Origin of the sequence: Verrucosispora sp. FIM060022, from assembly GCF_003977705.1 — a bacterium.
In the GTDB taxonomy this organism is placed as follows: Bacteria; Actinomycetota; Actinomycetes; order Mycobacteriales; family Micromonosporaceae; genus Micromonospora; species Micromonospora gifhornensis.
Genome location: NZ_RQIV01000016.1, coordinates 1 through 12,680, shown reverse-complemented (window position 1 = coordinate 12,680; position 12,680 = coordinate 1). Strand labels below are relative to the sequence as shown.

Sequence of the window (12,680 nt, the reverse complement as noted above, 5' to 3'; positions counted from 1 at the left end):
GCAGGGTTGATGACGGACGGTCTCGCACTGCACCAGGTCGGCGTCCGCTTCGGCGGCCTCACCGCCCTCGACGACGTCTCGCTTCAGGTCGGTCCGGGCGAGGTGGTCGGGGTGATCGGCCCCAACGGCGCCGGCAAGACCACCCTGTTCAACGTCGTGTGCGGCTTCGTCACCGCGCACACCGGCACGCTGACCCTCGACGGCCGGCCGCTGCGGCCCCGACCGCACCGGCTCACCCGACTGGGCATCGCCCGCACCCTGCAGGGCACCGGCCTGTTCGCCGGGCTCACCGTGCTGGAGAACGTGATGACCGGGGCCACCCACACCGCCCGCGCCGGCCTGCTGCCGGCGCTGCTCGGACTGCCCCGCAGCGACCGCGACGAGCGCCGGCTGCGCGAACACGCCCGCACCGTCCTCGACGAACTGGGCATCGCACAGCACGCCGACGCCGCGCCGGACACCCTCCCGTTCGCCGTACGCCAACGGGTCGCCCTCGCCCGCGCGCTGGCCGCCCGCCCCCGACTGCTGCTGCTCGACGAACCGGCCGGCGGACTCGGCGCCGACGACGTGGACAACCTCGCCGAGCTGATCCGGACGCTGCCGCACCGATCCACCGACCCCTGCGCCGTGCTGCTCGTGGAACACCACATGGACCTGGTCATGGCCGTCTGCGACCGGATCGTGGTGCTCGACTTCGGACGGGTCGTCGCCGCCGGGCCACCCGAGGCGGTCCGCGAGGACCCGGCCGTGGTGGACGCCTACCTCGGCGCGACCGTCGACGAGGCCGCCTGATGACCGCCGACCTGCTCACCGCCGAAGCCCTGGCCTGCGGCTACGGGCCGGTGCCGGTGCTGCACGGCGTCGACCTGCGGGTGCCCACCGGCACCATCACCGCCGTCATCGGTGCCAACGGCGCCGGCAAGACCACCCTGCTGCGCACCCTGTCGGGCATGCTGCGCCCGAGCGCCGGCCGGATCCTGTTCGACGGACAGGACCTGCGGGGCACCCCGGTCGAGCAACTCGTCCGGCGCGGCGTGGCACACGTACCGGAAGGCCGCGGCGTGATCGGCGAACTCACCGTGGCGGAGAACCTGCGCCTCGGCGCGCTGTGGCGCCGCGACCGCCGCGACGCCGCACGCGCCCTCGACGAGGTCTACCAGCTGTTCGAACCGCTCGCGCGGCGACGACGGCACCTCGGCCACCAGCTCTCCGGTGGCGAACGGCAGATGCTGGCCCTCGGCCGGGCCCTGGTCGCCCGACCCCGCCTGCTGCTGCTGGACGAACCGTCGCTCGGCCTGGCACCCCGCGTGGTGGCCCAGACCATGGCGCTGCTGCGCCGGCTGCGCGACGACACCGGGCTGACCGTGCTGCTGGTCGAGCAGAACGTACGCAGCGCCCTGGCCGTCGCCGACCAGGGCATCGTGATGTCACTCGGCCGGGTCGTCCTGGCCGCCCCGGCCGAGCGGCTGCGCGACGACGCCGACCTGCGCCACGCCTACCTCGGATTCTGACAAACGCTAGGAGGACCGTGGACCGCTTCCTCTTCCTCACCCTCGACGGGCTGTCGAGGGGCGCGGTCTACGCCGCGTTCGCCCTCGCCCTGGTGCTCATCTGGCGAGCCGGTCGGATCGTCAACTTCGCCCAGGGCGCGATGGCGGTCGCCGCCGCGTACGTCGCCTACAGCGTCACCGCCGCGACCGGGTCGTACTGGCTCGGCTTCGCCGCGGCACTGCTCGCCGGACTGCTGCTCGGCGCGATCGTCGACATCGCGGTGATGCGACTGGTGGACCACCGCTCACCACTGAACCCGGTGATCGTCGCGCTCGGGCTGGTCCTGCTGATCCAGGCGATCCTCGGCATGGTGTACGGCAACGAGTACCTGCCCGCACAGGCCCCGATGAGCCGTACCGCGCTGACGGTGGGCGACACCGCCGTGCTGTCCCCGTACGACCTGTTCGTCTTCGCCACCGTCGGCGCGGTCGGCGCGGCCCTGGTCTGGATCTTCACCCGGACCGCGATCGGGCTCCGGATGCGGGCGGCGGCCTTCGCACCCGAGGTGTCCCGACTGCTCGGCGTGAACGTCGGCGGCATGCTCACCCTCGGCTGGGCGCTGGCCTCGGGCGTCGGCGCACTGGCCGCGATGCTTGTCATCCCCACCGAACTGGGCCTGCATCCCCACGCGATGGACCTGGTCTTCGTCTCCGCGTTCACCGCCGCGGTGCTCGGCGGGCTGGACAGCCCACCCGGCGCGGTCGTCGGCGGCCTCGGCGTCGGCCTGCTGCTGTCCTACGTCAGCGGGTACGCCGGCGGCGACCTCATCCCGCTCGCGGTACTCGCCCTGCTGCTGACGGTGCTGCTGCTGCGCCCCGGCGGACTGTTCGCCACGGTCACCGCGAGGCGGGTGTGAGCGCCACCCGGGCGCCCGCGCCGCCCCACCGACAGCGCGCCGTCGATCTCGTCCGTACCGGCCGGTCCGTGCCGACCCTGCTCCGTCACCTCGCCGTCGCCGTCGCCGCCGCGCTGGTGGTGCTGCTGGTCAGCTACCAGCTCGACTCGTACCGCAACTTCCAACTCGCCACGGTGGCCGCCTACCTCTGCGCCACCGCCGGACTGACCATCCTCACCGGGCTCTGCGGGCAACTCTCCCTGGGACACGGGGCGTTGATGGCCACCGGCGCGTACACGGTCGCGCTGTGCCAGAACGCCTTCTTCGACCGGGGCGTCACCTCCGGCGCGGTGCTGCTGCTGTCACTGGTCGCCGCCGTGGCGGTCACCGTGACGGTGGGTCTGGTCGTCGGCGTCGCCGCCGCCCGGCTGCGCGGCCCCTACCTGGCCGGGCTCACCCTGGCGGTGGCGGTGGTGGTGCCGGCGTTGACAGTCACCTTCGACGGCCTCTTCAACGGCGAGCAGGGCCTGTCGGTGCCGGTGGCACCCGCACCGGCAGGGCTGGGTCTGTACTTCCCGCACGAGCGGTGGCAACTCTGGGTGGCCGCCGGGGCGACCCTGCTCTGCCTGGTGGTGCTGGCCAACCTGGTCCGCAGCCGCTACGGCCGGTTGTTCCGGGCGGTACGCGACGACGAGGTCGCCGCCCGGCTCGCCGGCATCCACGTCGCCCGTACCCAGGTCATCGCCTTCGTGGTCAGCGCGGCCGGCGCCGGCCTCGGCGGCGCCCTGCTGGCGGTGCTCGCGCAGAGCGTGTCACCCGGCGCGTTCGGTCTGAACCTGTCGCTGTTCCTGCTCATGGCCGTCGTCATCGGCGGTCTCGGCCGGCTCGCCGGCGCCGTGTGGGGCGCCTTCCTGCTGGTCGTCCTGCCCGACCTGACGCACTCCCTGACGAACCTGTTCACCCTCTCACCGGCGACGGCGCAGCGGCTGGAGGGCAACCTCCCGCTGGCGATCTTCGGGGCCACGTTGATCGTGGTCATGATCGCCGCCCCCGGCGGTGTGCAGGGTCAGCTGTCCCGACTGACCAGGGCGCTGCGCGCCCGCCGGCCGGCCGGGCGCTCGTAACCGCCCCACCCCCACCACCCACCTCGCACAACCGGACCGATGAAAGGTCGGTGTCCCATGCGAACCACGGAACGGCGCGGTCTCGCGATCGCCACCACCCTCACCTTGCTGCTCACTCTGACCGCGTGTGGCTCCGACGACGGCCCCGGCGCCGGGGAACCGGTTCCCGGGGTCACCGACACGGAGATCGTCGTCGGCACCCACATGCCGCTGACCGGACCGGCATCCGCCGGCTACTCGAAGATCGCCCCGGCCACGAAGGCCTACTTCGACTACGTCAACGCCAACGGCGGCGTACACGGCCGCAAAATCACGTACAAGGTCATGGACGACGGCTACAACCCGGCCACCACCCAGCAGGTCGTGCGCCAACTCGTCCTGCAGGACAAGGTCTTCGCCGTCCTCAACGGCCTCGGCACCCCCACCCACACCGGCGTGCTGGACTTCCTGCACACCAACCGGGTGCCCGACCTCTTCGTCGCCTCCGGCAGCCGCAACTGGGACCAGCCCGACCGCTACCCGAACACCTTCGGCTTCAACCCGGACTACACGGTCGAAGGCAAGATCCTGGCCAACCACGTGAAGACCACCCTGCCCGGCCGGAAGGTCTGCTTCCTCGGCCAGGACGACGACTTCGGGCAGGACGCCCTGGCCGGCGTGGAGAAGGTGCTCGGCACCGACGGGGTGGTGGCCCGCGAGACGTACGTGACAAGCAACACCAACGTCGCCCCCCAGATCGGCGCGTTCAAGGCCGCCGGCTGTGAGGTCGTCATCCTCGCCACCGTGCCCGGCTTCACCGCCCTGTCCGTCGGCACCGCCGCCCGGCTGGGCTTCCGTCCCCAGTGGGTGGTGTCGAACGTGGGCGCCGACCACCCGACGCTGGCCCGGCAACTCGGCGACGCCGCCGGACTGCTGGAGGGCATGGTCGGGCTGAACTACCTGCCGATGCAGGGCGACACCGACAACCCGTGGATCCAGCTGTTCACCAAGGTCAACACCGAACACAACGGTGGGGCGGAGTTCGACGGCAACACCGTCTACGGGATGGCCGTGGGCTACCTGTTCGTGCAGGTGCTGCTGGCCGCCGGCAAGGACCTCACCCGCGAGTCGCTGGTCGAGGCCGTCCGCAAGGGCGGCTACCAGGGGCCCGGCGTGGCGCCGCTGCGCTTCTCCGCCACCGACCACTCCGGTTACGGCGGGGGCCGGCTGAGCCGGGTCAGCGGGGGCAAGCAGAGCTACTTCGGCCCGACGTACGAGACCGACGAGGCCGACGGACCGGTCAACGAGTACACCGCACCGCCCGTGTCGCCTCCGGTCAACGGCGTGCCGACCGCCTGAGTAACACGTCCGCGTGGTCCGCACCTGCGTACGGGTGCGGACCACGCCCGACCGCAGACGGGAGTCCGATGTCGACAGCCGACCCGGCCACCGACGGCGCGACCGCCGGCAGGAGGCAAGGAGCACCGTGGCTGCCGGGGGCGGCGGTCGTGGTGACCGGTGCCGGCTCCGGCATCGGCGCGGCCCTCGCCGAGCGGCTCGCCGCCGTCGGGGCCCGCGTGATCGTCAACGACCTCGACGCCGAGGCGGCACAGGCCGTGGCCGCTCGGATCGGCGGCCACGCCTGCCCCGGTGACGCCGCCGACCCGGCCGGTGTCGCCGACCTGGTGGACTTCGCCCGCCGACGCCTCGGCGGGGTCGACCTGTACTGCGCCAACGCCGGCGTGGCACCCGCAGGCGACGCCGACGACAGGGCGTGGGAGACGGCCTGGCGGGTCAACGTGATGTCCCACGTCCACGCCGCCCGCGAACTGCTGCCGCACTGGCTCGCCGCCGGGCGGGGGCGGCTGCTGGTCACCGCGTCGGCCGCCGGCCTGCTGACCATGCTCGGCAACGCGCCGTACGCGGTCACCAAACACGCCGCGCTCAGCTTCGCCGAATGGCTGCGGGCCACGTACGCACACCGGGGCATCGTCGTGCAGGCGCTCTGCCCGCAGGGTGTGCGTACCCCGATGCTGGCCGCCGGCGACGCGATGAGCAGCGCCCTGCTGGACGCCACCGCCGTCACCACCGACCAGGTGGCCGACTGCGTGCTGGAGGCGCTGGACGACGACCGGTTCCTGGTGCTGCCACACCCGCAGGTGGCCGACTGGTACGCCCACCGGGCCGCCGACCCGGACCGCTGGCTGCGCGGAATGAACCGCCTCCAGCAGCAGACGGAGCACCGCGATGCCTGACCCGGCAGACAGCGCCACGCCGGACGACGCCGCTTCGGACGACGGCGGGCCGCTGCCCGGACTCGACCTGGACCGGCTGGCGACCTACCTGCACCGCCAGGTGCCCGGGCTGCTCACCGGGCCGCTGCACGGCGCGCTCCTGACCGGCGGGCGGTCCAACCTCACCTACGCGGTGACCGACGGGCAGACCCGGTGGGTGCTGCGCCGCCCGCCGCTGGGCCACGTCCTGGCCACCGCCCACGACATGGGCCGGGAGTACCGGGTGATGCACGCCCTCGCGCCGACCGCCGTCCCGGTGCCGCCGATGGTCCACCACTGCGCCGACCCGACGGTGCTCGGAGTGCCGTTCTACCTGATGGGGCAGGTGCCCGGCCGGGTGCACCGGGAACCGGAGGAGCTTGTCGGCTGGTCCCCGTCGCAGGTACGCGACCTGGCGTTCCGGTTGATCGACCTGCTCGCCGTGCTGCACACGGTCGAACCGGCCTCGGTCGGCCTGGCCGACTTCGGTCGCCCCGACGGGTTCAACGCCCGGCAGGTCCGCCGCTGGAAACGTCAACTCGACGCCTCCCGCAGCCGGGACCTGCCCGGCATCGGCGACCTGCACGACCGGCTGGCCGCCGCCGTACCCGAGACCCGTTCGGCGGCCGTGCTGCACGGCGACTTCCGGCTGGACAACGTCCTGCTCGGCGAGGACCGCACCGTACGCGCCGTACTGGACTGGGAGATGTCCACCCTCGGCGACCCGCTGGCCGACCTGGCCCTGTCGCTGGTCTATGCCCGCCGGGTGACCGCACCCGGACAGCCCGGCACCGACGAACTGGCCGCCAGGTACGCCCGACGCACCGGACGGTCGGTCGACGCACTGCCCTGGTATCTCGCCTTCGCCGCCTTCAAACTCGCGGTGATCCTGGAGGGCGTGCACTACCGCTACGTGCAGGGCCAGACCGTCGGCGACGGATTCGACCAGATCGGCGCGCGGGTGCCGCCGCTGATCGCCGAGGGCCTGAGCACCCTAGGGAGACGATGACGTGGACTTCCGCTACGACGACACCACCGAACGGCTGCGCGAGCGCCTGCACGAGTTCATGACCGAGTGCGTCCACCCGGCCGAGCCGATCTTCGAAGCCCAGACCCGGAGGGCCGACGAACCGTGGACGGCACCGCCGGTGGTGGCCGAACTCCAGGCCGAGGCGCGTCGGCGCGGCCTGTGGAATCTCTTTCTGCCCGGCGAACACGGCGCGGGCCTGACCAACCTCCAGTACGCGCCCCTGGCGGAGATCACCGGCCACTGCCCGTGGCTGGCCCCGGTGGCGCTCAACTGCGCCGCACCGGACACCGGCAACATGGAACTGCTCGCCCAGTTCGGCTCGACCCAGCAACGCGAACAGTGGCTCACCCCGCTGCTCGACGCCCGGATCCGGTCCGCCTTCGCGATGACCGAACCGGCCGTCGCCTCCTCCGACGCCACGAACATCGCCACCCGCATCGAACGCGACGGCGACGCGTACGTCGTCAACGGCCGCAAATGGTTCGTCACCGGCGCGATGGACCCACGGTGCGCGATCTTCATCGTGATGGGCCGGACCGACCCGTCCGCGCCCCGGCACCAGCAGCACAGCCAGATCCTCGTCCCGCGCGACACCCCGGGCGTCACCGTCCGTCGAGGCATGACGGCCTTCGGGTACGACGACGGCGACCACGGCGGCCACGCCGAGATCGACTTCGTCGACGTACGGGTGCCGGTGACGAACCTGATCGGCACCGAGGGCTCCGGCTTCGCCATCTCACAGGCCCGGCTCGGTCCGGGCCGGGTGCACCACTGCATGCGGCTGCTGGGCATGGCGGAACGGGCCGTCGAGCTGATGTGCCGGCGGGTCAGCCAGCGGCACGCCTTCGGTGCGCCCCTGTCCGAGCAGGGCGTGGTGCGGGACTGGATCGCCCAGGCCCGGGTACGCCTGGAGCAGGCCCGACTGCTGGTGCTCAAGACCGCCTGGCTGATGGACACCGTCGGCAACCGGGCCGCGCACACCGAGATCCAGGCCATCAAGATCGCGGTGCCGGAGACCGTCGAATGGATCATCGACCGGGCGGTGCAGGCCCACGGCGCGGCCGGGGTCAGCCAGGACACCCCGCTGGCCCGGCTCTGGGCCCGCGCCCGCGCGGTACGCATCGCCGACGGCCCCGACGAGGTGCACCGCCAGTCGCTGGCCCGCCGGGAGCTGCGCCGGTATCGGGACGCGGATGCCGTACCGGCGCGCGTCTAGACTCGGCTGGCACGAGGGAGCAGCAAGGGTGAGGAGACGGACGCGGATGGTCGGTGCCGAGACCGCCGGTCGGGTCGACGGGCGCACTGCGCGGGCGGAACGCACCCGGGCGGCCATCGTCGAGGCGCATCTCGCGCTCATCTCCGAGGGCGACCTGCGTCCGACCGGTGAACGCATCGCCGAGCGGGCCGGCATCTCCCTGCGTACGCTCTGGACCAACTTCAAGGACATGGAAACCCTGTTCGAGGCCAGCGGCGCGGAGCTGCTGCGCCAGCAGGACGCCGCCTGGCGGCCGATCTCGCCCACCCTGCCGCTCGCCAAGCGGGTCGACGCCTTCTGCCGGCAGCGGGCCAAGCTGCTGCAACTGATCGCACCGTCGGCGCGGGCCGCGCAGATGCGCGAGCCGTTCTCCGCGCAGTTGCGCCGCAACCGGCTCAAGCACATCGCCCGGGTACGCGACGAGATCGAGCAGTTGTTCGCCGAGGAACTCGACCGCGCCGGGCCGGCACGCGACCAGGTGGTCAACGCGGTGGTGGCGGCCAGCACCTGGCCTGCCTGGTCCACCCTGCGCGACGGCCTCGGGCTGGGCGTGGACGCCGCCCGGGCGGTGATGGCCCGTACCGTCGGCGCGCTGCTGGCTCAGCTGGACGAGCGCTGACGGGTCGCAGCCGGCACCGCGACGGCGGGTGACCTGGGGCGGTTGTCGCAGAGTTCCGCTTCTGCCTCTTCTCAAGCGCTGTCCGATAGGCGAGACTCGATGCATGGTTAGTGCATCAGCAGTGCAAATAGAAGTGCTACGGGGCCGGCAGGGGGAGTGCCGGGAGATCCGCTCGCTGCTCGCCGCACCGGCCGGCGGAGCGCTCCTGCTGCACGGCGAGCCCGGCGCGGGGCGCACCGCCCTGCTGGCGTACGCCCACCGCCACCGCGCAGGTCGCCGCCTGCTCGCCGCCGCCGGCCTGGCCGACGAGGCGATGCTGCCCTACGCCGGACTGCAGCGGCTGCTCGACCCCGTGCTCGACCGCGCACACGCGCTCCCCGAACGGCAGCGGCAGGTGCTGCGCGACGCCCTGACCGGCGAGGGCTGCCCCGACCGCGACCAGCTCATCCTCTCCCACGCCGTCCTCGGACTGCTCGCCGAGACCGCCCACGACGGCCCGCTGCTGTGCACCATGGACGACCTCGACGTAGGCGACACCCCGACGGCACGGGTACTGACCTTCGTGGCCCGACGACTGCCCCAACTGCCGGTCGTGCTCCTGCTCACCGCCGGCAACGACACCGCAGCGCCGGCGATACCCGGCCGCCGACTACTGCCCCTGGACCCCTCCGACAGCCTCGCCCTGCTGACCGCCCGCCGCCCCGGCCCACCCCCACCCGAGCCGGTGCTGGCCGCCCTGACCACCCTCGCCGCCGGAAACCCACAGGCACTCGTCGACCTCGCCGGCACGCTGACCCCCGGCCAATGGTGCGGCACCGAACCCCTGCCGGCCGCACCGCCGACCGACGGCACCCTCGGCCGGACCTACCGCGCCCTGCTGACCCGCCTGCCCCGCGACACCCAGGGCGCGCTGCTGCTGGCCGCGATCGCCGCAGCCGACCTCGCCCACCCGACCCCGCCCGGCCGGGCCGCCGCCGTGGACCCGGTCACCCTGGGCCGCGCACTGCGCGCAGCCGGCAGCGGCGTCGAGGCACTCGTACCCGCCGAGGCCGCCGGCCTGATCCGGATCACCACACCCGGTGGCGCCGACTTTCCCCGACCGCTGGCCCGCAGCATGATCGAGGCGACCGCCTCCGTCGCCGCCCGCCGCGACGCCCACCTGCTGCTCGCCGCCGCCCTCGACGGCACCGGATCGCGGCTGCGTCGGGCCCTGCACCAGGCCGCGGCGACCGACGGCGGCGACCCGACGTTGGCCGCCGAGCTGGAGGACGCAGCACAGGTCCACCAGGACCGGTCGGTGGCCGCGACCGCGCTGGCCCGGGCCGCCGAACTCAGCGACGACCCGGCGCTCGCCACCGCCCGGCAGGTCACCGCGGCCCGCTACGCCTGGCAGGCGGGACAACCCGAACGGGCCCACGCGCTGCTGCACCGCGTCGCCGACGCGACCGGCGCACCACCACACCAAGCCTCACCCACGCCGACCGGCCGCAGCGCCGCTGGCCCGCCGGTGACCCCACCCGCGCCGACCGGCCCCAGCGCCGCTGGCCCGCCGGTGACCGCTGCCACGGCTGGCCTGGCCGAACTGCTGCGCGGTGAGATGCACCTGCGCTGCGGTCGCGCCTCCACCGCACTGCCCACCCTGCTGGCCGCCGCCACCACGCTGGCCGACGTCGACCGCGAGTCGGCACTTGTCGCCCTGGTCCGCGCCGGTGAGGCCGTCTGCTTCTCCGGGGACCACTACCGCTACGCCGAGGTGGCCCGCCGGGTGCAGGCACTCCGCCGCGACGGGGATCCACCGTGGGCGGACCTGCTGACCACCCTGGTCGCCGGGGTCGCCGCCACCCTGCGGGGCGAGCACGCCCACGGCGGCCCGCTGCTGCGCCGGGCGGTGGCCCTCGGCGGTCGGCTGCGCGGTGCCGCGGTCACCCCGACCGCGTTGACCGGTGCGGCCGCCGCCGGCCTGCTCGTCGCGGTCGACGCTGCGGCGTACCGGCTCGCCGAGGACGCCGTCGACCTGGCCACCGACCGAGGCGAAGTGTCGCTGCTGCCCAGGGCGCTGGAACTGCGCGCGATGAGCGAGTACTGGCTGGGCCGGCACGACGCCGCAGCGAAAAGCTGCCAGGAAGGACTGCGGGTGGCCCGGGCCGCCGGACAGCACGCCACTGCCGGCGTACACCTCGGTCTGCTCGCCGTGCTGTCGGCCGTGCGGGCCGACCACGACGCCTGCCTCGGCCACGTCGCCGAACTGGGCGACACCGCCGCACCCGGCAGCCGCCCGTACGCCCTCGCCCAGTGGGCCCTCGGCGTGCTGGACCTGGTCGACGGCCGGTACGCCGACGCGGCCGACCGACTGGCCACGCTGGCCCGACCCGGCACCGGACGCGGCCAGGTGCTCGTCCAGGTGATGGCCACACCCCACCTGGTGGAAGCCGCCGCCCACGACGGCAGGACCGCCCGGGCCCGAGCCGCCCTCGCCGTCTTCGACCGCTGGGCGGGAAGCACCGCCAGCCCGCTGCGCCGGGCGCTGTCGGCCCGCTGCCACGCGCTGCTGGCCCCACGCGGCAGCGCCGAAGCCGAGGAACACTTCGACCGGGCGTTGTGCCTGCACCCGGCCGACGCCGCCACCTTCGAACGGGCCCGCACCGAACTGCTCTACGGCCGGGAACTACGCCGCAACCGGCGGCCCCGCGACGCCCGCGACCACCTGCACCGGGCCCGGCAGACCTTCGTCCTGCTCGGCGCCGACGTATGGGCCCGGCAAACCACCGTGGAGCTACGCGCGGCGGGGGAGTCCGTCGGTACGCCGGACCGGCAGGCGGTACGGCTGCTCACCGGGCAGCAGTTGCGCATCGCCCAACTGGTCGCCGCCGGCGCCACCAACCGGGAGGTCGCCACACAGATGTTCCTGTCCACCCGGACCGTCGACCACCACCTGCGCAACATCTACCACCGGCTCGGCATCCGCTCCCGTACCGAACTGGCCCGCGCCCTGGGCTGAGGCAGCGACCGACGCATCTGGTCAAGCCGTACCCGTTCCGCGGGCTGTCGCGATGACCGGGTTCATCCCAGGGTTGAAGCCACTGCACGGATCAACGGGGCGGCACGTCGTCCTGACGAGCCCGGGGCGGTAGACCATGTGCGCCGACGCCACCTTGCGGGTGCCTGGCGGTGCAGCAGACCGGTTCGAGCATAGATGAGCAAATGGATGCTGCGAGGAAGCCTTCCGGTCCGTTTTCCGGATTCCAACGACCTGCTACGGCGCACACCCTATGTCGGCCATCGGGTCCACCATGCGCTAGGCGTACTCCATGCCGCAACCCGCGTCGCATGTCGCAGACCATGAAGTACTCAAGCGGTCGAGCCGTTAAAAGCGGGGCGTGGATAAGTTCCGAACGCCATGGACTCCGGTGGACCGTGTAAGCAGCTCACGCTGCTGTTGACGCAGCTTATCGCCCCCGTAGCACCTTTGGAAACGAAGAGTCCGTATGGCGAGTCCTTCTGAAACCGGAAGTCAAAATTATGACATTCCGATATTCACTGGTCCACACGCCTGGTCTGCTGGCGAGCGGATCAGCGCTTCTTTCGGTTGCTACGCCTCGGTCTCGGCCGTCCACCCAAGCGGTTCCTAATCTCGTCTACTAGTGTTTGTGTTTGCCGCGTCCGGTGGTCGTGTGCTCCGAATAATCGTCTTTCTGCTTCGAGTTTCGCCGTTGCATGTGTTCGTGCGGCCAGCACCGCCCCTCGCCGCAGTTGCAAATTGGCCAAGCTGCCTCGGGTGTTGAGGGTCTGGGGGTGGTCGGGGCCGAGGACGCGTAGTTGGTCGGTGAGGAGTTGTTCGAAGTCGGTGATGGCGGCCTGGTGGTTGCCGGCCGTGCCTGTCCAGGAGGGGGACTGTACAAATAACGGCTGATCGACCGATCAAGGGAGAGACGCCAGATGACGACCGAGATCACCTCGGGGCAGGAGCCGGCGGCCAGGCCGGCGGATGCGGTCACGGATGAGCAGTTGATCGCG

At 72.6% G+C, this 12,680-nt stretch carries 10 protein-coding genes and 1 pseudogene; 10 read left to right on the top strand and 1 reads right to left on the bottom strand.

Annotated features, from left to right (window positions below):
- Nucleotides 1-9: 9 nt before the first annotated feature.
- The 10 genes from EG812_RS27325 to EG812_RS27280 all read left to right on the top strand — a co-directional run bounded on the left by EG812_RS27325 (nucleotide 10) and on the right by EG812_RS27280 (nucleotide 11,664).
- Nucleotides 10-792, top strand: a complete 783-nt coding sequence (locus EG812_RS27325; protein ID WP_126713274.1) for an ABC transporter ATP-binding protein — start codon at nucleotides 10-12, stop codon at nucleotides 790-792.
- On the top strand, nucleotides 792-1,511 hold the full coding sequence (locus EG812_RS27320) for an ABC transporter ATP-binding protein (protein WP_013733286.1): 720 nt from the start codon (nucleotides 792-794) through the stop codon (nucleotides 1,509-1,511). The genes EG812_RS27325 and EG812_RS27320 overlap by 1 nt, the downstream gene beginning before the upstream one ends.
- 17 nt (nucleotides 1,512-1,528) lie before the next feature.
- The gene (locus tag EG812_RS27315) at nucleotides 1,529-2,407 is read left to right on the top strand and encodes a branched-chain amino acid ABC transporter permease (RefSeq protein ID WP_126713273.1); all 879 of its coding nucleotides are present in this window, start codon (nucleotides 1,529-1,531) and stop codon (nucleotides 2,405-2,407) included.
- Nucleotides 2,404-3,510 (top strand): branched-chain amino acid ABC transporter permease, encoded by a 1,107-nt coding sequence (locus tag EG812_RS27310; RefSeq protein WP_126713272.1) that lies wholly within the window; start codon nucleotides 2,404-2,406, stop codon nucleotides 3,508-3,510. The genes EG812_RS27315 and EG812_RS27310 overlap by 4 nt, the downstream gene beginning before the upstream one ends.
- Nucleotides 3,511-3,567: 57 nt before the next feature.
- Nucleotides 3,568-4,848, top strand: a complete 1,281-nt coding sequence (locus tag EG812_RS27305) for an ABC transporter substrate-binding protein (RefSeq protein ID WP_013733289.1) — start codon at nucleotides 3,568-3,570, stop codon at nucleotides 4,846-4,848.
- Nucleotides 4,849-4,979: 131 nt separating this feature from the next.
- Nucleotides 4,980-5,744 (top strand): SDR family NAD(P)-dependent oxidoreductase, encoded by a 765-nt coding sequence (locus tag EG812_RS27300; RefSeq protein WP_126713311.1) that lies wholly within the window; start codon nucleotides 4,980-4,982, stop codon nucleotides 5,742-5,744.
- A complete protein-coding gene (locus tag EG812_RS27295; protein ID WP_126713271.1) occupies nucleotides 5,737-6,771 on the top strand; it encodes a phosphotransferase family protein in 1,035 nt (344 codons plus the stop codon). Before EG812_RS27300 ends, EG812_RS27295 begins: the two co-directional genes overlap by 8 nt.
- A gap of 1 nt (nucleotide 6,772) precedes the next feature.
- Nucleotides 6,773-8,008: an acyl-CoA dehydrogenase family protein gene (locus EG812_RS27290; protein ID WP_126713270.1), complete on the top strand. Its 1,236-nt coding sequence runs from the start codon at nucleotides 6,773-6,775 to the stop codon at nucleotides 8,006-8,008.
- A gap of 46 nt (nucleotides 8,009-8,054) precedes the next feature.
- Nucleotides 8,055-8,666 (top strand): TetR/AcrR family transcriptional regulator, encoded by a 612-nt coding sequence (locus EG812_RS27285; RefSeq protein ID WP_126713310.1) that lies wholly within the window; start codon nucleotides 8,055-8,057, stop codon nucleotides 8,664-8,666.
- Between the two features lie 103 nt (nucleotides 8,667-8,769).
- Nucleotides 8,770-11,664, top strand: a complete 2,895-nt coding sequence (locus EG812_RS27280; protein ID WP_126713269.1) for a helix-turn-helix transcriptional regulator — start codon at nucleotides 8,770-8,772, stop codon at nucleotides 11,662-11,664.
- A gap of 572 nt (nucleotides 11,665-12,236) precedes the next feature.
- Here EG812_RS27280 and EG812_RS30155 read toward each other — a convergent pair.
- Nucleotides 12,237-12,524: pseudogene (locus tag EG812_RS30155) on the bottom strand (hypothetical protein); the annotation flags it as partial.
- Between the last annotated feature and the right edge of the window lie 156 nt (nucleotides 12,525-12,680).

Excerpts from the sequence above, each read along its gene's own strand:
- EG812_RS27325 (WP_126713274.1), top strand. The coding sequence starts at position 10 with ATGACGGACGGTCTCGCACTGCACCAGGTCGGCGTCCGCTTCGGCGGC.
- EG812_RS27320 (WP_013733286.1), top strand. The coding sequence starts at position 792 with ATGACCGCCGACCTGCTCACCGCCGAAGCCCTGGCCTGCGGCTACGGG.
- EG812_RS27305 (WP_013733289.1), top strand. The coding sequence starts at position 3,568 with ATGCGAACCACGGAACGGCGCGGTCTCGCGATCGCCACCACCCTCACC.
- EG812_RS27295 (WP_126713271.1), top strand. The coding sequence starts at position 5,737 with ATGCCTGACCCGGCAGACAGCGCCACGCCGGACGACGCCGCTTCGGAC.
- EG812_RS27285 (WP_126713310.1), top strand. The coding sequence starts at position 8,055 with ATGGTCGGTGCCGAGACCGCCGGTCGGGTCGACGGGCGCACTGCGCGG.
- EG812_RS27280 (WP_126713269.1), top strand. The coding sequence starts at position 8,770 with ATGGTTAGTGCATCAGCAGTGCAAATAGAAGTGCTACGGGGCCGGCAG.